The sequence below is a fragment of the Butyricicoccus sp. AM78-15b2TA genome, from assembly GCF_027665985.1.
In the GTDB taxonomy this organism is placed as follows: domain Bacteria; phylum Bacillota; class Clostridia; order Oscillospirales; family Butyricicoccaceae; genus Agathobaculum; species Agathobaculum butyriciproducens.
In genome coordinates this window covers 34,988-60,140 of record NZ_JAQEHY010000004.1, presented here as the reverse complement: position 1 = coordinate 60,140, position 25,153 = coordinate 34,988, and the positions used below count along the sequence as shown (strand labels likewise).

General features: G+C 53.6%; 22 protein-coding genes. 9 read left to right on the top strand and 13 right to left on the bottom strand.

What is annotated here, in order from left to right; translation table 11 throughout:
* Position 1 precedes the first annotated feature (1 nt).
* From pdxS to PGS25_RS05335, 5 genes are all read right to left on the bottom strand, one after another.
* Positions 2–874: a pyridoxal 5'-phosphate synthase lyase subunit PdxS gene (gene pdxS / locus PGS25_RS05355; RefSeq protein WP_110436780.1), complete on the bottom strand. Its 873-nt coding sequence runs from the start codon at positions 872–874 to the stop codon at positions 2–4.
* Positions 875–1,037: 163 nt separating this feature from the next.
* A complete protein-coding gene (locus tag PGS25_RS05350; RefSeq protein ID WP_270417919.1) occupies positions 1,038–2,957 on the bottom strand; it encodes an HlyD family secretion protein in 1,920 nt (639 codons plus the stop codon).
* Between the two features lie 61 nt (positions 2,958–3,018).
* Entirely contained in the window at positions 3,019–3,531 is a 513-nt protein-coding gene (locus PGS25_RS05345; RefSeq protein WP_118729857.1) for a hypothetical protein, read from the bottom strand.
* Positions 3,532–3,661: 130 nt separating this feature from the next.
* Positions 3,662–5,137: a stage IV sporulation protein A gene (gene spoIVA, locus PGS25_RS05340; protein WP_270417918.1), complete on the bottom strand. Its 1,476-nt coding sequence runs from the start codon at positions 5,135–5,137 to the stop codon at positions 3,662–3,664.
* Between the two features lie 14 nt (positions 5,138–5,151).
* Positions 5,152–6,627 (bottom strand): DUF3794 domain-containing protein, encoded by a 1,476-nt coding sequence (locus tag PGS25_RS05335; protein ID WP_270417917.1) that lies wholly within the window; start codon positions 6,625–6,627, stop codon positions 5,152–5,154.
* A 141-nt stretch (positions 6,628–6,768) separates the two neighbouring features.
* On the opposite strand from PGS25_RS05335, the gene PGS25_RS05330 reads away from it, so the two are divergent.
* Complete coding sequence (locus PGS25_RS05330) at positions 6,769–6,915, top strand: hypothetical protein (RefSeq protein ID WP_158557213.1); 147 nt, start codon at positions 6,769–6,771, stop codon at positions 6,913–6,915.
* Positions 6,916–7,068: 153 nt separating this feature from the next.
* Here PGS25_RS05330 and PGS25_RS05325 read toward each other — a convergent pair whose 3' ends face one another.
* Genes PGS25_RS05325 through nrdD form a run of 3 tightly spaced genes read right to left on the bottom strand, consistent with a single transcriptional unit; the run spans position 7,069 to position 10,221 of the window.
* Positions 7,069–7,584 carry a deoxyuridine 5'-triphosphate nucleotidohydrolase gene (locus tag PGS25_RS05325; protein WP_118285774.1) on the bottom strand — a complete coding sequence of 172 codons (516 nt, stop codon included), beginning with the start codon at positions 7,582–7,584 and terminating at the stop codon, positions 7,069–7,071.
* Between the two features lie 16 nt (positions 7,585–7,600).
* Positions 7,601–8,095 (bottom strand): anaerobic ribonucleoside-triphosphate reductase activating protein, encoded by a 495-nt coding sequence (gene nrdG / locus PGS25_RS05320; protein WP_270417916.1) that lies wholly within the window; start codon positions 8,093–8,095, stop codon positions 7,601–7,603.
* A gap of 5 nt (positions 8,096–8,100) precedes the next feature.
* Positions 8,101–10,221 (bottom strand): anaerobic ribonucleoside-triphosphate reductase, encoded by a 2,121-nt coding sequence (gene nrdD / locus PGS25_RS05315; RefSeq protein ID WP_118480065.1) that lies wholly within the window; start codon positions 10,219–10,221, stop codon positions 8,101–8,103.
* A 426-nt stretch (positions 10,222–10,647) separates the two neighbouring features.
* Here nrdD and PGS25_RS05310 point away from each other — a divergent pair, with 426 nt between their 5' ends.
* From PGS25_RS05310 to hydF, 4 genes are all read left to right on the top strand, one after another.
* A complete protein-coding gene (locus tag PGS25_RS05310) occupies positions 10,648–10,905 on the top strand; it encodes a TM1266 family iron-only hydrogenase system putative regulator (protein ID WP_110436788.1) in 258 nt (85 codons plus the stop codon).
* Positions 10,898–11,944: a [FeFe] hydrogenase H-cluster radical SAM maturase HydE gene (hydE, locus tag PGS25_RS05305; RefSeq protein ID WP_270417915.1), complete on the top strand. Its 1,047-nt coding sequence runs from the start codon at positions 10,898–10,900 to the stop codon at positions 11,942–11,944. Before PGS25_RS05310 ends, hydE begins: the two co-directional genes overlap by 8 nt.
* Before the next feature lie 72 nt (positions 11,945–12,016).
* A complete protein-coding gene (hydG, locus tag PGS25_RS05300) occupies positions 12,017–13,465 on the top strand; it encodes a [FeFe] hydrogenase H-cluster radical SAM maturase HydG (RefSeq protein ID WP_119194651.1) in 1,449 nt (482 codons plus the stop codon).
* A gap of 12 nt (positions 13,466–13,477) precedes the next feature.
* Complete coding sequence (gene hydF / locus PGS25_RS05295; protein ID WP_270417914.1) at positions 13,478–14,695, top strand: [FeFe] hydrogenase H-cluster maturation GTPase HydF; 1,218 nt, start codon at positions 13,478–13,480, stop codon at positions 14,693–14,695.
* Between the two features lie 237 nt (positions 14,696–14,932).
* Here the strand turns inward: hydF and thiD are convergent, their stop codons facing one another.
* Positions 14,933–15,730 carry a bifunctional hydroxymethylpyrimidine kinase/phosphomethylpyrimidine kinase gene (gene thiD, locus PGS25_RS05290; protein WP_270417913.1) on the bottom strand — a complete coding sequence of 266 codons (798 nt, stop codon included), beginning with the start codon at positions 15,728–15,730 and terminating at the stop codon, positions 14,933–14,935.
* Between the two features lies 1 nt (position 15,731).
* A complete protein-coding gene (locus tag PGS25_RS05285) occupies positions 15,732–16,625 on the bottom strand; it encodes a radical SAM protein (RefSeq protein WP_270418013.1) in 894 nt (297 codons plus the stop codon).
* A 176-nt stretch (positions 16,626–16,801) separates the two neighbouring features.
* Here PGS25_RS05285 and metF point away from each other — a divergent pair, with 176 nt between their 5' ends.
* Genes metF through PGS25_RS05270 form a run of 3 tightly spaced genes read left to right on the top strand, consistent with a single transcriptional unit; the run spans position 16,802 to position 20,678 of the window.
* Positions 16,802–17,662, top strand: a complete 861-nt coding sequence (gene metF / locus PGS25_RS05280) for a methylenetetrahydrofolate reductase [NAD(P)H] (protein ID WP_110436794.1) — start codon at positions 16,802–16,804, stop codon at positions 17,660–17,662.
* Positions 17,659–18,303: a vitamin B12 dependent-methionine synthase activation domain-containing protein gene (locus PGS25_RS05275; RefSeq protein ID WP_270417912.1), complete on the top strand. Its 645-nt coding sequence runs from the start codon at positions 17,659–17,661 to the stop codon at positions 18,301–18,303. Before metF ends, PGS25_RS05275 begins: the two co-directional genes overlap by 4 nt.
* 5 nt (positions 18,304–18,308) lie before the next feature.
* Complete coding sequence (locus PGS25_RS05270; protein ID WP_270417911.1) at positions 18,309–20,678, top strand: homocysteine S-methyltransferase family protein; 2,370 nt, start codon at positions 18,309–18,311, stop codon at positions 20,676–20,678.
* A 478-nt stretch (positions 20,679–21,156) separates the two neighbouring features.
* Here PGS25_RS05270 and PGS25_RS05265 read toward each other — a convergent pair whose 3' ends face one another.
* The gene (locus PGS25_RS05265; protein ID WP_118480049.1) at positions 21,157–22,155 is read right to left on the bottom strand and encodes a helix-turn-helix transcriptional regulator; all 999 of its coding nucleotides are present in this window, start codon (positions 22,153–22,155) and stop codon (positions 21,157–21,159) included.
* Positions 22,148–22,672, bottom strand: coding sequence for an O-acetyl-ADP-ribose deacetylase (locus PGS25_RS05260; protein WP_270417910.1), 525 nt, complete (start codon positions 22,670–22,672; stop codon positions 22,148–22,150). The genes PGS25_RS05265 and PGS25_RS05260 overlap by 8 nt, the downstream gene beginning before the upstream one ends.
* 129 nt (positions 22,673–22,801) lie before the next feature.
* On the opposite strand from PGS25_RS05260, the gene PGS25_RS05255 reads away from it, so the two are divergent.
* Positions 22,802–23,854: a tyrosine recombinase XerC gene (locus PGS25_RS05255; protein WP_117488071.1), complete on the top strand. Its 1,053-nt coding sequence runs from the start codon at positions 22,802–22,804 to the stop codon at positions 23,852–23,854.
* A 215-nt stretch (positions 23,855–24,069) separates the two neighbouring features.
* On the opposite strand, the gene pyrB is transcribed toward PGS25_RS05255, so the two are convergent.
* Positions 24,070–25,134, bottom strand: a complete 1,065-nt coding sequence (gene pyrB, locus PGS25_RS05250) for an aspartate carbamoyltransferase (RefSeq protein ID WP_117488072.1) — start codon at positions 25,132–25,134, stop codon at positions 24,070–24,072.
* Positions 25,135–25,153: the final 19 nt, after the last annotated feature.

Here is a 25,153-nt window from a genome sequence, read left to right as displayed (position 1 = left end):
TTTACTTGCCTCGCTCTGCCATCAGCAATGCGATTTCGTTCTCGTTAATGCCAACCATTGCTTCACCCAGATCGGTAGACAGTTCTGCGATCAGCTTTGCATCGGTGTAGTTAGTAACCGCCTTTACGATTGCTGCAGCACGCTTTGCCGGATCGCCAGACTTGAAGATGCCCGAACCAACGAATACGCCTTCTGCGCCAAGCTGCATCATCAGTGCTGCGTCAGCCGGAGTTGCAACGCCGCCTGCTGCAAAGTTTACGACCGGCAGTCGGCCATTTTCATGCACACTGCGGAGCAGTTCAACCGGAACCTGCAGTTGCTTTGCGGCCTCAAACAGCTCATCCTCACGCAGATTCTGCACACGGCGAATTTCTGCGTTCATAGCGCGCATGTGACGAACTGCCTGCACAACATCACCTGTGCCCGGCTCACCCTTGGTACGGATCATTGCTGCGCCTTCAGCGATGCGGCGCAGAGCTTCACCCAGATCACGCGCACCGCATACAAACGGAACCTTGAACTGTGTCTTATCAATGTGGTATACATCGTCCGCCGGAGACAGCACTTCACTCTCGTCGATATAGTCGATCTCGATTGCTTCCAGCACCTGTGCCTCAACAAAGTGACCGATACGGCACTTTGCCATAACTGGAATGGAAACCGCTTCCTGAATACCGCGAATCATCTTCGGGTCGCTCATACGGGAAACACCGCCTGCTGCACGGATATCAGCCGGAATGCGCTCCAATGCCATAACTGCACATGCGCCTGCTGCTTCGGCAATCTTCGCCTGCTCCGGTGTGGTTACGTCCATAATGACGCCGCCCTTCAGCATCTGGGCCAGCTCCTTGTTCAGCTTATACTGTACGCTCATGTCGTTCAGACTCCTTTGTTGTTTGGTGTATGAACGCATTATACGCCTAATCTGAATATGTTAAAATATTCAGATTATAATTATTTTATAATGCCAGTTTGCAAGAAATAAAGGAAAGCACGGTTTCTGTTTCTAAAACAAAATCCGTGCTTTATACTACTTATCAGCTGTTATATGCTGTATTTTCCTCATCAGTTACCGCGTTTGATGTATTTGGTGTGGCATTCAGATAAACTGTTGCACCTTCATCGATGCCCCAGAAAATTTCGGTATTGTTCGCATCTGAAACGCCGGTTTCCACCGCTACCAGCTGATAACCTTCGGGTGCTTCCATGCCGTCCGGAATCGGCAGTGTATCATCGAACGGAATTTCGTTGCCGTCCTTGTCGATGAGCGTTTTGGTGAATACACCCGTACTGCCATCCGCCGTGTGAACGATAGCGGAAGTCGGTACCATCAGGCAGCTGTCCGATTCGGCAACTGCAATTTTGTAATCGACCATCATGCCGCTGGAAATCGCCTGACCTTCGATAGAATCAACCGTGATAATTGCCTTAAAAGTCGTCAGACTGCCCTGACTGCCCGTGTTCTGACTCGGCTCCGGCGAAACCGAGTCAACCACACCGGTGAGCGGCAGCTCGGAACCATCCATCGTGTACATGTTCATTGTTACCGTCTGACCAGGCTCGACAGACTGCACTTCATCTGTCGTCAGCTCGGCCGTAACAACGGTATCGTTCAGGTCGGAAACAACAACCAGAGGCTCGGTACCATCGGTCTCCTCCCCTTCTTCTGCGTTCAGTGAGGTGACAACGCCGTCAATCGAAGCCGTCATCGTAGCATCCAGAATCTCCTGCTGCAGCTTGAGAATGCGCGTCTGAATCTCGCTCACCTTGGCCTGTGCGGCTGCAGCCGTGCTCTGTGCAGCCGTGAGACTGCTTCGCGCGTCCGAAGTATCCGGCGCTGCAACATTGGAAATTGACATAATGACTGCGCCGCTGCTGTATGTGCGGTTCGAGCCGTTATAGGCCGTGATTTCACCGCCGATCGGTGCCGTGATAACCTGCTCCTTGCTGTAGTCCAGCGTGCCTGAGCCGGAAGAGAAAATCGTGCCGGCGCTGTCGCTGTTGATCGTTGCGGTAGCACTCGTTCCCTGCGCCAGTGAACCGGAGGGATTCTGCACGGTTAATACGACAAGGAACGTACCTTTGCCGGAAGTGGAATCAATCGACGAAACCACAGCGGAAACCTGTCCGGCAGAGGTAGAGATCGTAGCCGTCTGACCGGCCTTGATATCTTTGGCATATTCCGAACTAAACTGTACAGCAAGCTGCATCTGGCTGTCGTTGACCATACGGCCGATGGTCTGTCCTGCACTTACCTTCTGCCCTACCGCAAATGTGCTTGATGCGATAAACTTGCCGCTGAACGGTGCCGTAGCGCTGCTGTGGGTGTACTGGCTCTGTGCCGAGGCAATGCGGCTCTGTGCCTGCGTGATCGCTGCCTGTGCGTTGGTCAACTCACTCTGCGCGGCCGTGAATTCGGCCTGTGCCGCTGTCAGCTGTTCGCGGATTCCGGTCGGATCGACAACGACCAGCGGATCACCGGCATGCACCTCATCTCCCTCGGAAACCAGCACCTGAGAGATTTTGCCCTCAAGTCCCAGGCCAAGTTCTTCCGTGTTGCGTGCAGCCGTTTCACCGCTGCCCTCGATATAAGTGCCAATATCGCCATAGGTAACGACTGCAGTCGTCGGAACTGTGTCCTCCGTGCCGGTATTGCGCGACTGAATGACAGCAAATACCGAACCGCCGACCAGCAGAATAATCAATCCTGCTGCAATGATAACGCGGACGCACTTGCTTCGATTAAATCTTTTGCGAAAGGATTCAGCTATCTGCTCTGCCTTCTCATTTTTTTCGTCAGCATCAGCTTTTTCGGATGCTTCTTCCAGTGCAGTATTGTCCTCCGTCTGAACGGTCTTGTCAGCAGCGTTTTCTGACATCGACGGAAGCGTCTGTGTCTGCTCAAGCTCCTGTTCATGCTTGTGTTTGCCGAAGAACTTCTTCTTGTTCTGGCTCATATTTTGATGTTCCTTTCTATGCGCTGTTCCTGTAAAACAGAGCCGTGCCCGATCTTGAAAGTTATCTCTCGATCAGAGCCTGTAAAAAGTCATGTACTTTTGCGGGCAGTTCCTCCAGCGAACCGTCGTTGAGGAATTCCGCATCATAGGTATACGCTGCAACACCGTCATCCGAGCGGTTGCCAAGCTGTCCGCGTGCCTGCTCAAGTGTCGGTCGACGCACGAGAATGGTCTTGCAGTTTACGCCTGCCGCCTGACGGAAGCGCTCGATTTCCTCCGGCTCCCGGATATGGACGAACAGCAGTTCTGCATCATTTTCAGCAAATATCTGCAGCTGTTCTGTGCAGTAGCGGAACGGAAGGTCGTTGAATTCCGTGCAGTCTGCCTTCAGCTGCGAAAGAAAACGACGTGCCGCCGGTGTTTTGGTGCCGTCCCATCCGGCGGCTTTGGCCACCTGCAAAATGGGTGTGATGGACGAAATGTTCTGCACCTTCCAGCTTTGCGCGGCAGCACTGCATACGGTATCCTTGCCGACACCGCCGCTGCCGTTTATGATAAACACTTGTTTGGTCAAGTAAAAGTCTCCTTCAAATGCGCATTTCTATACACTATACATTTTATCACAGCAAATCGACCTTTACAAGCGGACAGTCTTTACAATTCTGTTAAAAAAGCGTGCCTGTTTTTGGCAGGCACGCCCGATTTCACAGGATGATGCAGATGAGTCCTCCTGCGCTTTCGTTGATGATCTTTTCCAGTGTTTCACGGATTTTACCGCGAGCATCGTCCGGCATACGGCTCAATTTGTGCGACAATTCCTCACGCACGAGTTCATTGAGCGACTTTCCGAAAATATTGGTCTCCCAAATCTTCTCCGGCTGTTCCTCAAACTCGCTGAGCAGATAGTGTACCAGTTCTTCCGACTGCTTTTCCGTGCCGACGATCGGATTGACCTCGGCTTTGATGTTGGCCCGCATCATATGGATGGATGGTGCAGAAGCCCGCAGACGCACGCCATACCGTCCTCCCTGCCGAACGATTTCCGGTTCCTCGAGCGACAGCTCCTCCACCGACGGCATCACAATGCCGTAACCGGTCTGATATACCTGATCGAGCGCACCATGCAGCCGTTCGTACTGCTGTTTCACCGTAGCGAAATCCTCAAGCACATGAATCAAATCTGCGTCATCCCGCACCTGAATGCCGGTCTGCTCGCCGACAATGCCATAGAATACGGTTTCCGGTACGTCCACATGCACGACCGCCGAGCCGCTGCCGAGCGCCATATTGTCCACACTTGCCCGCTCGACGTATTCGTTCTCTTCGAGGGTACGGCATAGCTTCTGTACATCGCGCATTTTTTCTCCGCCTTCGGTGGCTGTGCGGATGCACTGGTAAATGCTGTTCTGCACCGGATGATGCAGCGGCAGAGTACCGATATAACGCGGAAGGACAAAACCAATCTCGCAGACCGGAAATTCATACAGCACCTGCTGCAGAATATCCGCAATGCCGCTCTCATCCAGTTCAAGACAGTTCACCGTAATCGGTGCAATCCCGTACTGCGACTGCAGCTCGGCGCATACACACTGTGCCGCTTCGCCATTCGGCTCTGACGAGTTTACCAGTACGAGAAACGGCTTGCCGAGTGACTGCAGTTCCTCGATTACGCGTTTTTCTGCCGGTATATAGGCTTCACGCGGTAGATCGGTAAAGCTGCCATCGGTCGTCACCACCAGTCCGATGGTAGAGTGTTCACCGATAACCTTGTGTGTACCGATCTCTGCCGCTTCGGCCAGTGTCATGGGTTCCTCCTGCCACGGTGTAGATACCATGCGCGGTGTATCTCCCTCCATGCCGCCGAGTGCGCCCTCTACCAGATAGCCTACGCAGTCCACCAGCCGTACCCGGCATGCGCCGCCTTCCGGCAGAGCGATCTCCGCCGCTTCTTCCGGCACAAATTTGGGTTCGGCAGTCATAATTGTCCGTCCGGTGCCGGACTGCGGCAATTCATCCCGTGCGCGCTCCCGCTTGTAGGGATTCTCCATATCCGGCAGCACCATTGTCTCCATGAACCGCTTGATAAATGTGGATTTTCCCGTACGAACCGGACCGACAACGCCAATATAAATATCACCGCCGGTGCGACTGCTGATTTGATCGTAAATCTGGTTTTCCATTCTCTTCCCGCCTTTCAGTCCTGAATCGGAATCAGCAGCATGGCATTCTGCACACGCTCTGCCTCTGCCGGCAAGTCATTCGCACAGCGAATCGCCTGCTCGGTCGTATCGCAGTTTTTGGCAATGTCCCATAGCCGTTCTTCGCCGGTGATTTGCCTGAGCACCAGTGTTACGCCGTTATGTCTGCTCTCCTTTGGCTTGATCTCCAGCGCAGAGATATAGCAGAACGTCACGCGCTCCTGTGTTGCAGCAGTGCCGCTTGCGTTGACAGTCAAAAGTAATCCGCGCTCACCCGCCGCTGTGGCGCGTGCCGAAAGTGTAAGATCTTCCGGCTCTCCGGCCTCACTATACGGCATGGTCAGCGGTACAATACGCTGTACTGCGCAAAGCTGCTGTTCATCACTCAAATACAGCACACGAACACCGGCTTTGACCTGCAGCTCGCTCTCCGATACGCGCTTTGCGCCGCAGCAGACCGCCTGCGCGGCAATCACATGAGAAACATGCTGTGCAGTCTGCAAAGTCTCACTGCCTTCGGCGGTAAACGGCTGCGCGGACGGCATATTCTGCAATACAGGATGTTCTGCCTGTGCAGCAAGCACCTTGCCGGGCAGATACATATCCTCGATGCAGCGCAGCTTGCGCTCCTGCCGCAGCAGTACTATTGCCTGTGCGCCGATGGTGCAGGACAACATGCCATCGGATTCCAATCGGCAGTCTGCCTCGGATACGGTCATATGAACTGCGGTCAGGGCGCCTTCTTCTGCTTCTGGCAACTCGAGAATCTGCGTGAACGGCGTGCTGTTGTTCAGTACGCGCACAGCATCATCCTCCTGCATGGCAAGACAGTGCAGTATCGCTTCACCTTTCACGATGATTCTGCCATGCATGGCGCGGCACTCGGATACCTGCATCGTGCAGTCGGTGTGCAGAAGGGACAGCTCCGCTGCATCCGCAAGCTGTATGTCGTCCAGTATTGTCACCGGATAACTGCGTACCTGCTCCAGCAGCGTTATGCTCTGCAAATGGCTCAGGCATTCTATGCTGTCCAGTTCGACCGATTCTGTCACGTCGCACTCTACTTTGCAGTAGCCTTCGGTTAAAAGGCAAAGCTGAACGCTGACGCACACCTTGCGGCTGTTCATAGCTTCGGCCTCTACCGCAGCAATGCGGCACACGGTGCTGCAGACAGATTCTGCCGAGACACCCTCGCATTCCTCAATATGTGCAAACGTGACCGGCACGGAGAGCCGACGCAGTTTACCGCCGTTTTCCGGTTCGTACAGTACGGTCGTCTGCACGGTGCCAGATACCAACAGGCGACCATTCTGCGGAGTCTGGTCCTTGATGACCGCCGTACCATATGCGCACACGATTCGTCCGATATCTGGAAACGTGTCCGGCACAATCGAATCCGCACTCTCTGTCGCCACAGAGATATGCGCTAATTTCTTTTCATAGTAGCAGATGCTTGTTTGATTCAGTTCCATTGATGCTGCCTCCTTTGGTTTCACCGCTGCTCCTGCATTACCATATGAAGCGCTTGTGTAAAATATGAGCAGATCGTTTTCGCTTTGCTGTCACATTTTCCATCCTCGCTGCTTATACTGGTAACAGGAGCGTGATGCGCTATGTTCTGCCGTGGTCAGGCAATCGGCCTTGCCGTATTTATGTTTGGAACAGGCTTGCTTCTGGGCAGTCTGCTCCCATCCTGTCTGCCGGTGTGGCTGATTGCACTGGCAGTGATCGCGGCAGGGCTGTTCCTGCTGCAGTGCTGAAGGAGGGTAAGGCATGATGAAGGTCGTTGTATGGAAAAGTCCCAAGTGCTTACGCGGGATCCTGTGCTGCCTGTTTCATGTAAACAGGGCATAAGAAAAAGCGCATTCGCAGATAAATCTCTGTGAATGCGCTTTTGGCTGTTTATGAAATCGTTACTTCTTTTCAGTCGTGCTACCGAAGCCGCCGGTGCGTTCACCGTCAGCCTCATCGTCCACGGTGATACCGAACGGCAGGAAAATACCTTGTGCAAAGCCGTCGCCGGCGGCAACCGAAAGGGTCTTGCCCTTGTGATCGTCGCTGGTCATCTTAATGAGAATATGTCCTTCATTTTTAGCCTCAAAGTAGTCGCTGTCGATAATACCGACCGTATTGTCGAGCTGCAGACGGTGACGGAAGCCCAGACCGGAACGCGGGTACAGGCTCAGCACCCAGCCGTCCTCGATCATAACGCGAATACCGGTCGGAATAAGGATGGTCTCGTGCGGAACAAGCGTAAAGCTTTCCGGCGCAAAAAAATCATAGCCGGCAGAGCCTTTGGTCGCGCGGCGCGGCAGCCGGATGTTCTGATAGACCTTCTTGGCCTCATCCGCGCTGCGGCGGGTAGCCGCGCACCAGTCACGGACAAACTGTTCCTCGGATACCTTGAAAAACTGTGCGATCTGTTGCATAATTCAGCACTCCTTTTTACTTATCGTCATGCAGGACGATACTGTTAGCCGCAAGCGTGCGCGGAACATCAATCACGCGCTGGTTGGCACTGCCGCGCCAGTGAAGCTGCGGATCGGCCTGCGCCTGTACAAAACGACCGTCGATCAGCACGTCAATCTGATCGAGAAACGGCAGCCACTTGATTTCCTCCCAACGGTAGCCGGTATACAGCCAGATGGTCTTATCCGGAAACTTTTGCCGAACCTCGCGGCACAGCTCGCTGATCTCCTCGCGGTTGCCGGGGAAAAGCGGATCACCGCCGGAAAACGTGATGCCGGAGATATAGTCCTTGCCAAGCTCGGTGAACAGCTCAGCCTTTGCTGCCTGATCAAACAGCAGACCGCCTTCCGCGTCCCATGTGATGGGGTTGTGACAGCCGGGACAGGCGTGTCCGCAGCCGGCCACCCACAGCACAACACGCAGGCCATCGCCGTTGAGCATATCGTCCTTGGTTATATTGTGATACTGCATTCGTGTTACATACTCTTTCTTTCAGCAATTTCGGCCATCTTGGCATCGTTCAGGCGCGTATCGCCCTTCACGCGAGAGTAGGAAAGATAGCCGTTCATTCTCTCGATTTTGGTAAGGTTGCGGCTGCCGCACTTCGGGCAGACATCCATAGACAGTTCCTCATGACCGCAGTCATCGCAGTACGCGAGTGAAAGATTGACACCCTCATAGAAGCCCTTTGCCATGGCGCGGCGCACCAGAGAGCGAATCGCCTCATGGTTGTAGTCAATCGGATACTTGACGTATTGAATCTTACCGCCGTTGCACAGATTCCAGAAACGACCCTCAAGATCCTGCTTCTGAATCGGTGTCAGGTCCTCGGTAACGTGGCAGTGGAAGCTGTTGGAGACATACGGACGATCGGAAACACCCTCGATGATGCCGTATTTCTTGCGGAACTGCTCGACCTGCAAACCGCACAGACTCTCTGCCGGTGTACCGTAGATAGCATACAGATTGCCGTCCTCGTTCTTGAATTGCTCGACCTTATCGTTGATATACTGCAGTGTTTCGAGGGCAAACTGACCGTCCTCGGCAAGCGATTTGCCGTTGTACAACTCCTGCAGCTCGTTAAGTGCAGTAATGCCGAACGACGCAGTAGCGGTTTTCATGATCGGCTTGATCTTGTCCGACGGCTTGAGATGTCCGCCGTAGAAACCGCCCTCGCAGTACGCCAGCGGATTGGTAGATGCACGCATCTCCCCCAGGTACGCATAGGTGCGGATATGCAGCTTGCGGATAAGCTCCAGATAATAGTCGAGTACCTCGCGGAACGGACGGCTCTCCTGCTGTGCCTTAGCGTAGATCATCGGCAGGTGCAGCGATACCGCGCCAATGTTCCAGCGGCCGACAAATACCGGCTTGTCGCTCTCATCAGCGGGCTTCATGCCTCCGCGCTCGTACCACGGAGACAGGAACGCGCGGCAGCCCATCGGACTGATGATCGCGCCGTACTTCTTATACATGCTCGGCACATAGCCTTCACCGGTCAGCGACAGCCAGTCCGGATACATCGCACGGGACGAGCACAGGATACCGGCTTCAAATACATCCTCAAGCAGCTTGCCGGGACCGTGCAAGTTCTCATCGTACAGGAATACGATCTTCGGGAACAGGACCGGCTTTTTCTGGCCTTTTTTGCCCTGCCCCTTGCGGCGTACATTCAGCATGGTAATGGAGGCCAGCTTGGCAAAACGACCGGTGCCGGTTCCCATTGTCATGGTGATGAACGGATAGTCGCCGCGGCTGGATGCTACCGTGTTGAACTTGTACTCCCAGCCCTGGAAGCCCTGCTCAAAGTCGTTGAGAATGTCCGCCATAACTTCCTTCTCGACCGTATCAGCATCCAGTCCCAGACGAGTATACTTCTCGGTCAGCATTTTGTAGCTGCGCTCGGCATACGGCTCGAGCAGCAGATCGACCGACGGCACGGTAAAGCCGCCGTACTGCTGGCTTGCAGCGGAAAGCACGATATCACCGATCACGTCAAATGCAACATTAAGTGTTTTTGGCTCGTTGTACCACAGATTGCCCATCTCAAAGCCGTCCTTGAGGACACTCGCTACATCAAACAGGCAGCAGTTCATGGTATCGCGGCGTGCCGACATATCGTGGACGTAAATGTAGCCGTCCCGACAGGCCTGCAGTTCCTCGGTGTTCATAAAGAACTTCTGGTACAGCTCCTTGTTGAGCTGATTGAAGATCAGGCTGCGCTTAGTGGAGACCAGCGCGGAATCCGTGTTGGAATTTTCCTTATCGCCGATATACATGATAGACTGGCTTTTCTGGTATACGCTGTCCAGCATGCCGACAAAATCCTGCTTATAGTTGCGGTAGTCGCGGTAGCTTTTGGCAACCTCCGGCTGCACCGACTCAAGTGCAGACTCAACGATGTTGTGCATTTGCCAGATCTGAATCTCGGTCATGTGATGGTCACGGATATAACCCTCGACATGATTGCAGATCGACTTCAACTCATCCTCTGTAAAGTTGTAGAGGACACGGTTTGCCGACTTATTAACGGCGATAACAACCTTCTGGATGTTAAACGGTTCTTTGGTGTGATCCTTTTTGACAACTCGAACCATGTGTTGTTCTTCCTCTCTAAATTTCATACGTTCATTATTATATCATATTGTCCGACAAAAAGCGAACAAAAAAGCACTGCCGTTTACAGGTAAAGTGTAAAAGTACATACCCATACATCATGTGCTGCTATTGCATTGTACCATACAAGATATAGATTTGGAAGGATAAAATTCGACAAAAATATCATACATATTTTTGCGAAAATAATTCTTTGCATAAAATCGTCGGTTTTGCTTGCGGGTCTGCCGACTATCCTCTATAATAGATGTAGCGATCCTGACAGTAAGCCTCTGCGTCCGCAGATTCTGCATGAAAGGAGCCGTCCATATTGTATTGCAGCGTTTCCTGCACGGAAGCGCCGTTTATATCTGTACCGGACTGCGTCTTTCAGAGGACGCAGTTATTTTTTATTCCGAGGTGTTTTTATGCAAACAAGAGTTGCCGTAATGGGAATCGTGGTAGAGAACACGGATTCTGTGGAACGGCTCAATACCCTGCTGCATGAGTACGGCAGCTATATCATCGGGCGCATGGGTATTCCCTATCGAGCGCGCAATATCAACATTGTGTCCATCGCCATTGATGCGCCGCAGGATGTGATCTCGGCTTTGTCCGGCAAGATCGGCAATCTGGACGGTATCAGCGTCAAGACCGCATATTCCAATGTGCAGAGCGATGAATAAGGCGAAGCAGCTCATTGACCGGCTGGAAGCGCAGCACAGCCTGTCAATAGAGGAATACGAATATCTGATCGAAAACCAGAGCGACGAACTGGCGGCCTATGCCGCGGAGAAAGCGGTTGCCTTACGAAAACAGGTATACGGTATGGATGTGTACATTCGAGGACTGATCGAAATCGGCAATATCTGCCGCAACGACTGCTATTACTGCGGTATCCGGCGCTCCAATCCCGCATGTGACCGCTACCGACTGACCGAGGCGCAGATACTGGACTGTGCCCGGGAAGGTTATGCGCTCGGTTTCCGCACTTTTGTCATGCAGGGCGGCGAGGACAGCGCATTCTCAGTCGATGTGGTTTGCCATCTGGTACGACAGATCAAAGCAGAGTTCCCGGATTGTGCAGTAACGCTGTCGCTCGGAGAGTTCCCTCGTGAAGCCTATCAGGCGATGTTCGACGCAGGCGCGGACCGTTATCTGCTCCGTCACGAAACCGCCGATAAGGCACATTATGAAAAGCTGCATCCGGCGCAGATGTCGTTTGACAACCGTATGCGCTGCCTTCGTGATTTGAAAGACATCGGCTACCAGACCGGCTGCGGCTTTATGGTCGGCTCGCCGTATCAGACGGCACGAACACTCGCTGAGGACTTAAAGTTCATCGAAAAATTTCGGCCGGAGATGTGCGGTATCGGCCCGTTTATTCCGCAGAAGGACACACCGTTCCGCGATTTTTCGGCCGGAACGTGTGAGCAGACAGTGTATCTGCTGTCACTGCTGCGGTTGATTCAACCGAATTTGTTGCTGCCCGCCACAACGGCGCTCGGCACCATCCGGCCGGACGGCCGCGAACGCGGACTGCAGGCTGGTGCAAACGTAGTGATGCCCAATCTGTCTCCGCTTGGGGTGCGAAAAAAATATGCACTGTACGACGGCAAACTATGTACCGGTGAGGAGGCTGCACAGTGCATCGGCTGCCTGTCGCGCCGTGTGGCGTCGGTCGGCTGCCGGATTGTTACCGCACGCGGAGATATTATCCGATAAGTGATACATTTTAAGGGACTCTGACGGAAAGAGTAATCCTCTGACCGCAAGATAAGAAAGGAAAACGAAAAAATGGCTCAGTACAACCCGAAATCACTCCATGCAGAGGAGTTTATCAACCATGAGGAAATCCTTGAAACGCTGAAATACGCCGAGGAGAACAAACACAACATCGAGCTGATCGACAGCATTCTGGAAAAGGCCCGTCCGCAGAAAACGGCTACCGGCGTACACTGTGCCGGTCTGACGCATCGCGAAGCCTCTGTGCTGCTGGCCTGCGATATCCCCGAGAAGATCGAGGAGATGTATCAGCTGGCCGAGGAGATCAAGCTGGCGTTCTACGGCAACCGTATTGTTATGTTTGCACCGCTGTATCTGTCGAATTACTGCGTAAACGGCTGTGTTTACTGTCCGTATCACGCAAAAAACCGCCATATCACTCGCAAAAAGCTGACGCAGGAAGAGGTTGCCCGCGAGGTTATCGCACTGCAGGATATGGGTCACAAGCGCCTTGCCATCGAGGCCGGTGAGGACCCGGTCAACAACCCGATTGAGTACATTCTCGAGTGCATCAACACCATTTACTCCATCAAACATAAAAACGGTGCAATTCGACGTGTCAACGTCAACATTGCGGCGACCACAGTCGAGAACTACCGCAAGCTGAAGGACGCCGGCATCGGCACTTACATTCTGTTCCAGGAGACCTACCACAAGCAGAGCTACCTCAAGCTGCATCCGGCAGGTCCGAAGCACGATTACGACTACCACACCGAAGCAATGGATCGCGCGATGGACGGCGGTATCGACGACGTTGGCCTGGGTGTTCTGTTCGGTCTGGAAATGTACAAGTACGAGTTCGCTGGTCTGCTCATGCACGCCGAGCATCTGGAGGCTGTACACGGCGTTGGCCCGCATACTATCAGCGTACCGCGTATCAAGCGCGCGGACGATATTGACCCGGATGTATTCGACAACGGCCTGAGCGACGAGCTGTTCGCAAAGGTTATCGCGTGCATCCGCATTGCCGTGCCGTACACCGGCATGATCATCTCCACCCGCGAGAGCCAGCAGGTGCGTGAGAGGGCACTTGGTCTGGGCATTTCGCAGATCAGCGGTGCTTCCCGTACCTCGGTCGGTGGCTATGAGGAAGAGGAGCGTCCGCACGACTCTGAGCAGTTTGATGTATCCGATCAGCGCTCGCTCGATGAGGTTGTTCACTGGCTCATGCAGCTTGGGTTTATTCCGTCGTTCTGCACCGCCTGCTACCGCGAGGGGCGCACCGGCGACCGTTTCATGAGCCTGTGCAAGAACGGTCAGATCCTCAACTGCTGCCACCCGAACGCATTGATGACACTCGCGGAGTATCTGGTCGATTACGCAAGCGAGGACACCAGGCGCGTCGGCATGGAGCTGATTCAGGAGGAACTTAAAAAAATCCCGCGCGATAAGGTACGCGAAATTGCAGCCGAGCATATCAAGGATATCTGCAGCTCCAACCGCCGTGATTTCCGCTTCTAAGGAGGGTTTCCTATGGGACTGAACACACAGCCCTCCGGCGAGCGCGTACACATCGGCTTTTTCGGCCTGCGCAATGCGGGCAAATCCAGCGTGGTAAACCGCGTGACCGGACAAACACTGTCCATTGTTTCCGATGTCAAGGGCACGACCACCGATCCGGTGCAGAAGGCGATGGAACTGCTCCCTATCGGTCCGGTGGTTATCATCGACACGCCGGGCATTGATGATGAGGGCACGCTCGGTGAGGAACGTGTCCGCCGGGCGCTCCGCGTGCTGGACAAGACGGATATTGCGGTTCTTGTCACGGACAGCACGCGCGGTTTGCAGCCTGCCGAGCAGGAACTGCTTGAGTTGTTCCGCAAGCGGGAGATTCCGTTTGTCATCGCGCACAACAAGGCGGATTTGACTTCGGTTCCTGCCGCCATGCCGGAAAACGAGATTTACATCAGCGCAGCAGCCGACAGCAACATCCGTGAACTCAAGGAACTAATCGCACGAGCCGTCAAGCCGACCGAGCCGGAAAAACGTCTGGTTGCTGACCTGCTTGCGCCGAATGACACAGTCGTACTGGTCGTGCCGATCGACTCAGCTGCACCGAAAGGCCGGCTCATCCTGCCGCAGCAGCAGACCATCCGCGATATTCTGGAAGCAGGCGCAATTTCGCTTGTCACCCGTGAAACCGAGCTGACCCGCACGCTGGAATCCCTGCGTGAGCCGCCGCGGCTGGTTATCACGGATTCGCAGGCGTTCGGCATTGTGGACAAGCTGGTGCCGAAAAATGTCCGGCTGACCTCATTCTCCATCCTGTTTGCCCGATACAAAGGCAATCTACGGCAGGCGATTCTCGGTGCTGCACAGTTGAATTCTTTGCAGGATGGCGATACTGTGCTCATCTCCGAAGGCTGCACGCATCACCGCCAGTGCGGCGATATCGGCACGGAAAAACTGCCGAACTGGATTCGCAGATTTACCGGCAAAGATGTGCAGTTCTCGTTTACCGCGGGTAATGAGTTTCCTGAGGACGTGAGCAAGTACGCACTTGTCGTGCACTGCGGCGGCTGCATGCTGAACGAGCGGGAAATGCAGTATCGTCTGCGGCACAGCGCCGAGCGGAATGTGCCGATGACCAACTATGGCATTGCCATCGCTCATATGCACGGCATTCTCGATCGTGCGCTTGCTCCGTTCCCTGATCTGCATCAGGCATGGAGCAGCACCGCAAACGGATAAAACATGGGGCGCGCTGAAAACAGCGCGCAAAAAAAGACGAGTAAGTTTCTCCGAATGGGGTTTGCTTACTCGTCTTTTTTGCTTTAGATTAAGGTGTGAAACAACACCGGTGCAGTGTAAATGAGTGCAGGGACAAGAAGCCTTCTTCAGCCTTTTGCCCCTGTATTCTTTGCGCTTTTTCCTGCTTACATTTTGAAAAATTGAAATGCTTGGCCTGCGTCGGGAATGCACCGCAGTTCACGCATGCCAGTTCTCCCAATCCACAATGCGGTGCTGCAGCGGACCGGAACCGTGACCAAGATCCAGCCTAAAGTCAATGCAGGCGGTCAGATACCGCTTGGCCCGCTTGACGCTGCCGACGAGCGACACGCCCTGTGCCAGTCCGCATGCGATTGCACTGGATAGCGTGCAGCCGGTACCGTGCGTGTTCGGGTTATCAATACGCGGCGCGGGAAGCCAGTGCATTTCTGTGCCGTCAAACAGCAGATCATCTGCGCAGTCTGCCAGATGACCACCCTTGACCAGAACGGCGCCGCCGGTCTTGCCGACGATTTCACGTGCCGCCTGCTCCATATCTTCACGATTGGTGATGCTATGGCTGCAGACAGCGGCTGCCTCATGCAGATTAGGCGTTACCAGAGTGCACAGCGGGAACAGCTCCTCCTGCAGAACCTTTGCCGCATCGTGATGCAGCAGCGCGGTACCGCTTGAGGACATCATTACCGGGTCGAGTACGATATTCTTGGCCTGGTACGCCTTCAAGCGCTCCGCTACTGTGTGAATAATCTCTGCGTCATACAGCATGCCGACCTTGACGGCATCCGGGAAAATATCGTCAAACACACAGTCAATCTGTTTGCCAACCAGTTCAGCGGAAACCGGCTGCATACCGAATACACCAGTGGTATTTTGTGCACACACGACAGTGATAACGGCCATGCCATACACGCCGAAGGCTTCAAAGGTTTTCAGGTCGGTCTGAATACCTGCGCCGCCTGTCGGGTCGGTGCCTGCAATGCTGAGAACGGTTTTCATGTTAATTTTCCTCCAATCCTGTGCCGTCAAAGGCGGGAATAAAACTCTCGCTGATGGATTCGTCCTGCTGAAAAAAACCGCCGAGTCCAAGCTCACCGAACAGCGTACAGGCATCTGCGTACTCCTCTGCGGTGATGGTGCGGTCAAGCTCGGGATAATCCTGCATATCAAACGGCGTGTACTGCTGCATAAGGCTGACAAGCACGCTGTCACCCCATCGAGAGGCAATATCCCGGAGCACCTGCGCGGTGTCGCCGGCCAGTCCGGGCAGCATCAAATGCCGGATGACGGTGCCACGCTTCAGCAGACCATTTTTATCAAACTGCGGTGCACCTGTCTGGCGCACCATTTCATCAATAGCCGGAACGGAGAACTCACGGTAATCCTCCGCATGCGAGTACAGACCTGCATAGTAGCTGCTGTAATACTTGTAATCCGGCAGATAGATGTCAATGTGACCATCGAGCAGCTGCAGCGTTTCCACCTGCTCATATCCGCTGGAATTGTATACAACAGGAAGTGAAAGCCCCTGTTTTCGGGCAATTTGCAGCGCTTCGATAATTTGCGGCACATAATGGGCGCCGGTAACAAGGTTGATGTTATGCGCACCTTTTTTCTCCAGAGAGAGAAAGGTTTTCGCCAGTGCATCTACCGTAATGTTCTGTCCCTCGGCCTCTCTGCGGCTGATCTTGCGGTTTTGGCAGAACACACAGCCGAGCGAGCAATGAGAGAAAAACACCGTGCCCGAGCCATTTGTACCCGAAATCGGCGGCTCCTCCCACATATGAAGCGATGCGCGTGCAGCTTCGATTTCGATGCCTGCACCGCAGGCTCCGCGGCTCTTTGTGCGGTCTGCGCCGCAGGCGCGCGGACACAGCTGACAGTTCTTAAGCATATCGGTCAAAATAATCCCTCCGATACGTTATATTATATCGTATTTTTGTCTGGAAATAAAGTAGGGAAATGTGATATAATAAACACTACGGCTTTGGAACGTATAGAATTTTCGCTCGGATCAAAATCGTGTCTTTTATTAAACAGAAATACAAGTAGAAACATAGGAGATGCAATATGAAGGTTTCTCAACTTTTGAATCAGGACAAAGTAACCCTTTCTTTTGAGGTATTCCCGCCCAAGACCAGCAGCAGCTATGAGTCTGTCGCACACGCAACGCAGGAAATTGCGGCATTGCGTCCGGACTTTATGAGCGTTACATACGGTGCAGGCGGCGGCACGAGCGAACACACTGTCAACATCGCGGCAGATCTCAAGAAGAAGTATGATGTTACCGTTCTGACCCATCTGACCTGTGTTTCCTCTACCCGTGAGCACGTTGCAGCGATGGTAAAAAAGTATAAGGATGCCGGTATCGAGAACATTCTTGCACTGCGCGGTGATATTCCGGAGGGCGGCGCTCCGCATTCTGACTACCACTATGCCGCTGAACTGGTACGCGATATCAAGTCGCAGGGCGATTTCTGCGTTGGCGGCGCCTGCTACCCGGAGGGTCACGTTGAGGCAGCCAATAAAACCGAGGATATTCTGCACCTCAAGGAAAAAGTAGACGCAGGCTGTGAATTTCTGACCACGCAGATGTTCTTTGATAACAACATCATGTACAACTTCCTGTACCGTATCCGAGAAAAGGGCATTACGGTTCCGGTTGTTGCAGGCATTATGCCGGTGACGAATGTCAAGCAGATCAAGCGTATCACTTCTATGTCCGGCACCTACCTGCCCGAACGCTTCAAGGCCATCGTTGACCGTTTCGGTGACAATCCGGCGGCTATGAAGCAGGCAGGCGTTATCTACGCGACCGAGCAGATCATCGACCTGATTGCAAACGGCGTCAACCATATCCATGTTTACTCGATGAACAAGCCGGAAATTGCCGCAGGCATTCAGTCCAGCCTGTCGGAGATTCTCAAGTGATTGAACTGGACAGATCGGAAGCCATCCGCTACATGGGTTATCACGGCACGCAGCCGGATGAGGCTGTGCAGGCCAGCCTGACACGATGCGGTGAAGCACTGCAGCAGGCGGCAGAACCCAAATCGATCTACCGCGTGTTTCCGCTGCAGCATATTGACGCGCAAACACTCGAGATCGCAGATGTACAAATTCACAGCAAAAATCTGGCACGCAATCTGCAGGGCTGCAGCGAGGTCTGTCTGATGGCAGCAACGCTCGGCATCGGACCGGATCGCCTGATTGCCCGCGCGTCTGCAGTCCGGATGAGCGACGCGGTGATCTATCAGGCGGCGGCAGCGGCCATGGTCGAGACCTATTGCGATGAGGTCAACGAACACATCCGGCAGGACGCAGCGCAGCGCGGCATGTACTGCCGGCCGCGGTTCAGTCCCGGCTACGGCGATTTTCCGATCGCACACCAGCGGGATTTCAGCCGCCTGCTGGATACGCCGCGCAAGATTGGCTTGACCGTGACCGAAAGCTGTCTTCTGGCACCTATCAAGTCGGTAACGGCGGTAATCGGTCTGTCTGAAACACCGCAGCCGTGTCACCGCAAGGGCTGTGAGGAATGCGGCAAGACGGATTGCGCTTACAGGAGATGAAAAGAATGAAACTGACCGAACGACTGGGAAAAGAATGGGTATTTTTCGATGGCGGCATGGGCACCATCCTGCAGGAGCACGGCTTAAAAGCCGGTGAACTGCCGGAAACGTGGAACCTGTCCCATCCGGATGAGATTATTGCGCTGAACCGCAGCTACTTTGAAGCTGGCTGTGATGTAGTGAACACCAACACTTTCGGTGCAAATGCCCTTAAATATCCGGATAACCTGCAGGAAATCGTACAAGCTGCAGTTTCGCATGCAAAAACCGCGCGTCAGCAGGCAGACCGAGAGGACGCCTATATTGCGCTCGATATTGGCCCAACCGGCAAGCTGCTGCAGCCGATGGGCGATCTGCCGTTCGAGCGTGCGGTCGAGCTGTTCGGCGAAACCATCCGTATCGGCGCGGCGGCGGGCGCAGACCTCGTGCTCATCGAAACCATGAGCGACAGCTACGAGGCTAAGGCGGCCGTGTTGGCTGCCAAGGAAAACTGCGATCTGCCGGTGCTCGTAACGCTGATTTTCGACGAAAAAGGCAAGCTGCTGACCGGCGGCACGGTGGATTCCACGGTTGCCATGCTCGAGGGTTTGCGCGTAGACGCGCTCGGCGTTAACTGCGGTCTGGGACCGAAGCAGATGCACCCGATCATCGAACGACTGACGCAGGTCAGCTCACTGCCGATCATCGTCAACCCGAATGCCGGTCTGCCGCGCAGCGAAAACGGCAAGACGGTATTCGATATCGCGCCTGCTGAGTTTTCCGACCTGATGGAAGAAATTGCAGGTATGGGCGTGCAGGCGCTTGGCGGCTGCTGCGGCACCACACCGGAGCATCTGCGGCTGACCATCGAAAAGTGCCGCAAAGTACCGTTCCGACCGCCGGTAGCCAAGCGCCGCACGGTGGTCTCCTCGTTCTCGCAGGCCGTGGAGATCGGTCCGAAGCCGGTTATCATTGGTGAGCGTATCAACCCGACCGGCAAGAGCAAATTCAAGGCGGCTCTGCGCGAGAATAACATCGAGTACATCCTCGGTGAAGGCATGGCGCAGGAGGACAGCGGCGCACATATCCTTGATGTCAACGTCGGTCTGCCTGAAATCGACGAACCCGTGATGATGGAGCGCGTTGTTACGCGCCTGCAGAGTGTTATCGCGCTGCCGCTGCAGATTGACACCTCGGATACCATCGCAATGGAGCGCGGCATGCGTCTGTACAACGGCAAGCCGATGATCAATTCGGTCAGCGGCAAGATGGAAAGCATGGAAGCCGTGTTCCCGCTTGTACGCAAGTACGGCGGTGTTGTTGTTGGTCTGGCACTGGATGAAAACGGCATTCCGTCCACGGCAGAGGGCCGCATCCGGATTGCAAAGAAGATTTACGATACAGCGGAGAAATACGGTATTCCGCATGAGGATATCGTGATTGACGGTCTGGCGATGACCATTTCGTCGGACAGCGGTTCGGCTCTCGTAACGCTTGAAACGCTGCGCCGCATTCGTGATGAGCTGCACGGTCACTCGATTCTCGGCGTATCGAACATTTCATTTGGTCTGCCGCAGCGTGAGATTGTCAACTCGAACTTCTTCACGATGGCGATGCAGAGCGGTCTGTCCTGCGCGATCATCAACCCGAATAACGAGGCGATGATGAGGTCGTACCGTTCCTATCTGGCGCTGGCCAATCTGGATGAGCAGTGCGCAGGCTACATTGCGGCCTACGGCAACCAGCCGGCAGCGGCTCCTGCGGCAGCAGGCGGCACGGCGATGCCGCTCGCGGAGAGCATTGAACGCGGCTTGCGTGAGCGCGCGATCGACGCGGCAAAGGAAATGCTGCAGACGGTTCCACCGCTCGAGGTCGTCAATAACGAGCTGATTCCGGCGCTTGACCGCGTCGGCAAGGGCTTCGAGAAGGGCACCGTATTCCTGCCGCAGCTGCTCATGAGCGCAGAAGCGGCCAAGGCGGCTTTCGAAGTCGTAAAGGACGCGATGAAGGGCGAGAGCCAGCAGATTAAGGGCAAAATTATTCTTGCGACCGTCAAGGGAGATATTCACGATATCGGCAAGAATATTGTCAAGGTTTTGCTGGAAAACTACGCATATCAGGTGCTTGATCTCGGCAAGGACGTTCCGCCCGAGGTGATCGTTGATACCGCTATCAAGGAAGATGTTCCGGTGGTCGGCCTGAGTGCACTGATGACGACGACGGTTGTCAGCATGGAAGAAACCATTAAGCAGCTGCGTGAGAGAAAACCGGGCACCAAGGTCGTTGTCGGCGGTGCCGTGCTTACGCAGGAATACGCAGATTCCATCGGCGCGGACTGCTACGCGAAGGACGCTATGGCAACCGTGCATTATGCGGATTCCGTATTTGGCGTATAAGATAAGGAAAAGAGACTGTATCACCGATACAGTCTGAGGCTGTCGAAAAACTATCGTTTTTCGAGCAGCCTCTCGATCGAAACCACGCTTTCGATCGAATGCTGAAGAAAAACCGCGTCCTCCGGACACATTTTTTCTTCCCTTGTATAAAAACCGAGGTACACGCCCCCGGTTTTTATGAATTTGCTGCGCAAATTCTATTTTATGCGTGCTGTCGCACGAAGCACAAAATAGAAATCTGACTTTTTCGACAAGCTGAGACTGTATCACCGATACAGTCTCTTTTTTATGAAATTAAGCGGCGTCTTCGAGTTCTTCAAGCGCCTCCTGTTTGGTGTCGGCAGAGAAAAGAAACGCGCCGGTTCCGTCATATACTTCAATGTGTCCGTTTACATATTCGAGAGTGCAGTTCATCTTGCGCATCCCCTTTCCTTTTGTTGTACATAGTATAACAAAAGAAAAGTACGTTAAACGGTACTTAGTCTATGAATTTGTGAATCTGCTTTTCAAACGCTTCGCAGACCTCCGGCGGGTTTACAATGCGCACATCGCCTTCCAGACTGAACACCCAGGAAAAAAACTGCGGACTGACGACAACATCCACATCCAGATAAAAATGTTCGTTATCCGCCGGAAACAGACGCAGACTGCTGCCGAAGCGGTCGAGCATGACACCGATAAAGCGGTTCAGGCATTTCAGCTTCACGGTTTTCTCCTCGCCGGAGAACATGCCGAACACCTTACGGGAGTAGGCTGCCGCGTCAAACCGATCGTCGAACAGCTGTTTACCCTCACGAGGCAGGTCGGTCTGCACAAGTGAATCCATCTTATCTACGCGGTAGTGGCGGATTTCACCGGCATCGTGATCGAAGGCAATCAGATAGTAATTTTCATTGTCCCACGTTAGTGCCCACGGACTGACGCGGTAGCGCGCACCATCTCGGCGGTACTGCTTTTGAATGCGCGGACTGGCAGAGAAATTCAGCACCCAGTTGAAATAGTGAAACGTAATCTGGACATCGTTGGATATGGCCGCATGCAGCGCATCAATATTGTAGTAAATCTGCTCATTAAGCGTTTTCACACGTTCGGAAACATACACCTGACGCTGGAGCGTATGCGCTTCATGGTCACTGGTGAGGTGCTCGATTTTGCCGATGAGCTCGTTGGATTTTTTCTCGGTGATAAAGCGGGAGCACTGGATTGCATCCACGAGCAGCTTGAGCTCGGGCAGTTCAAATTCGCGTGACGCGACGTAATAGCCGCCGCCGGTACCTCTCTGACAAATTACATCCAGACCAAAATTCTGGAGTGCTTCGATGTCCGAATAAATGCTTTTGCGCTCAGCGGTAATGCCGCAGCGCTCGAGCGCCGCACGCAGTTCATCTGTGGTGAGTTTATGGTTCTCATCCGTTCGCTGCAGCAGGATTTGGTATAAATACAGCAGCTTCAGCTTTTGATTCGGATTTTTAGACATGGTTAGCCTCCCGTTCAGAAAGCGCGTTTTGATACGCCGAAAGCGTGGTTCCATCAAAGCAGATCATGCTTACCTGTTCAATTTCTGCATGAGTTGAAAGATATTCCTCAATCGTACGGATAGCGATTTCAGCGGCACGATTCAGCGGAAAGCGATACACACCGGTGCTGATGGACGGAAACGCCACGGTTTTGCAATTTAATTCAGATGCAATGCGCAGGCAGTTTTGATAGCAGCCTGCCAGCAGTACCGCCTCACCCGCATGTCCACCGCGCCAGATCGGTCCCGGCGTATGAATGACATACCGACATGGCAGACGATATGCTCGTGTTGCTTTGGCTTCGCCGGTCCGACAGCCGCCGAGCGTGTGGCATTCCGCCAGCAGCTCCGGTCCTGCCGCTCGATGAATGGCACCGTCCACACCGCCGCCGCCCAGCAGGGACGTGTTGGCAGCGTTTACGATCGCATCGGTCGTGCATTGAGTAATATCTCCACGCTGAATAGAAATTCGGCTCATCAGCCATGCCCCTTCCATTAAGTTGTTGGCTTTATTATACGTTGTTTTTCCGAAAATTGCAAGTTTGACGCAAATTGCAGAATGCGTTATAATAAATACAGTATCACAGCAGGCGAGGAGAGCGCAGCAATGGACAAGCCGATGAACGAATACGCCGCAGACGCACCGCGCGTTTTGCGGGATTTTTTAACCTATATTTCCACAATACGCGGCAAATCCGCAAAAACCGCACACGAGTATTATCTTGATTTGCGGCTGTTTTTTCGCGTACTCAAGCACAACAAAGGCGCAGTCGATAAAAATCTTCCGCTTGATGAGATCGACATCAGCGACATTGATCTGGATTTTATCCGTGATATCACGCTGTCGGACACCTATGATTATCTGGAATACATGGCGCAGAGCCGCCCAACTCAGCAGAACAGCAACCACACCAATTACGGATTGAGTGTCAACTCGCGTGCACGCAAGGTCTCTGCGATACGCGCATTTTTCCGGTATTTGACCGATAAACAGCATGTTTTAGAGGTTAATCCGGTCAGCGGACTGGAAGCGCCGACTGTCCGAAAGTCCCTGCCGACTTACCTCACGACAGACGACAGTGTGCGGCTTCTGGAATCCGTCACCGGCCCGTATGCCGAGCGAGATTACTGCATCCTGACGTTTTTCCTTAACTGTGGCATGCGTGTTTCCGAGCTGGTCGGTCTGAATCTGACCGACTTCAAGGACGATACCGTGCGCGTGCTCGGTAAGGGCGGCAAGCAGAGGACGGTATTTCTCAACGATGCGTGTCTCGCCGCGCTCGAGCAGTATCTGCCCAAACGCTTGGAGCCGAATGAGCAGGACGCGGACGCGCTGTTCGTCAGCAAAAAGCGCAACCGTATTAACGCACAGACGGTCAAGTGGCTGGTAAAGAAATATATCGGTCAGGCCGGTCTCGATCAGAAAAAATACTCTGCGCACAAGCTGCGTCACACAGCGGCAACGCTCATGTACCAGAACGGCGTGGATATCCGCACACTGCAAAGCATTCTTGGTCACTCGAGTGTGGATACGACCATGATCTACACCCACATCGAGAATGAAAACATGCGCGAAGCTGCGGCAAGGAATCCGCTGGCGGAAATCCGGCCGAACGGTGAGCGTGTGCCTGTAAAACAGCCGAAAAACAGCGATAAGTAACATAAAAGGGCGCGCTGCAAAATAGTGCGTAAGAAAAGACGGGTAAGTTTCCTCGAAAGGGATTGCTTACTCGTCTTTTTGCTTTATGATTAGGTGTGAAACAAGATCAAACCACCCATTTTCGAAAACAAACGCAGGGACGAAATGCCTTATGCGACTTTTCGTCCCTGCGTTCTTTGCGGACCTGTTCTGCAACAGACTCTTTGTTTTTTTTATTACAGCTGCATCTCCAGCGCGGCATCGCAGTACGGACAGCGGTCACCGACCTTGCCGTGCAGCGGTACATACAGCTCGCTTCGCGTAATGCACTTGTGGTTGGAGCAGCGGATGCCGGGATCTGCACCGATTTCATGATGACCGGCACGCTCGAACGGCAGCTTGGACAGCGTCAGCAGCAGTGCCATACGGCCGAACATGCCGAATCGTGCCTGGCGGAAATAGACTGCACGCGGATCATCATCCACGTCCTGTGCAATCTCATCAACACGCGGCAGCGGATGAAGCACCAGCATGTCCTTCTTGGCGCGCTTCATCTTCTCAGCAGTCAGCTGATAATTGCCTTCAAGGTTTGCGTACTCCTCTGCCGTGACAAAGCGCTCGCGCTGAATGCGAGTCATGTACAGCACATCCAGCTCGGGCAGAACTTCATCAATGCTGTCTACCTCGCAGAACGGCATATTGTTGTCTTTCAGGAATTTTACCATATAGTCCGGCAGCTTGAGTGCATCAGGTGCGATCAGATAAAACTGTACATTATGATACCGCTGCAGGAAATGCAACAGAGAATGCACGGTACGGCCGTACTTCAAATCACCGCACAGACCAATCTTCATATCGTCAGCAGAGCCGCGCATACGCAAAATGGTAATCATATCGGCAAGCGTCTGGGTCGGGTGTAGATGACCGCCGTCGCCGGCATTGATGACAGGCACAGACGAGTACATTGAAGCTACCTTGGCTGCGCCCTCTCGCGGGTTGCGCATGACGATCATATCCGCATAGCTGGATACCATGTTGATAGTATCCTTGAGCGTTTCGCCCTTGGACGCAGAAGTGGCGTTCGGATCGGAAAAACCGACAACACTGCCGCCCAGTCTCATCATTGCGGTGGAAAACGACAGGTTGGTACGGGTAGAAGGTTCATAAAACAGGCTGCCCAGCACCTTGCCGCGGCAGGCATCTACATAACCCTCCGGTCGGTCGATAATATTGCTGACCAGCTTGTACAGATCGGAAAATTCTTTTTCCGTTAAATCACATAAATCAATAATATGGCGCATGCGAACTCCATTCCTTTCT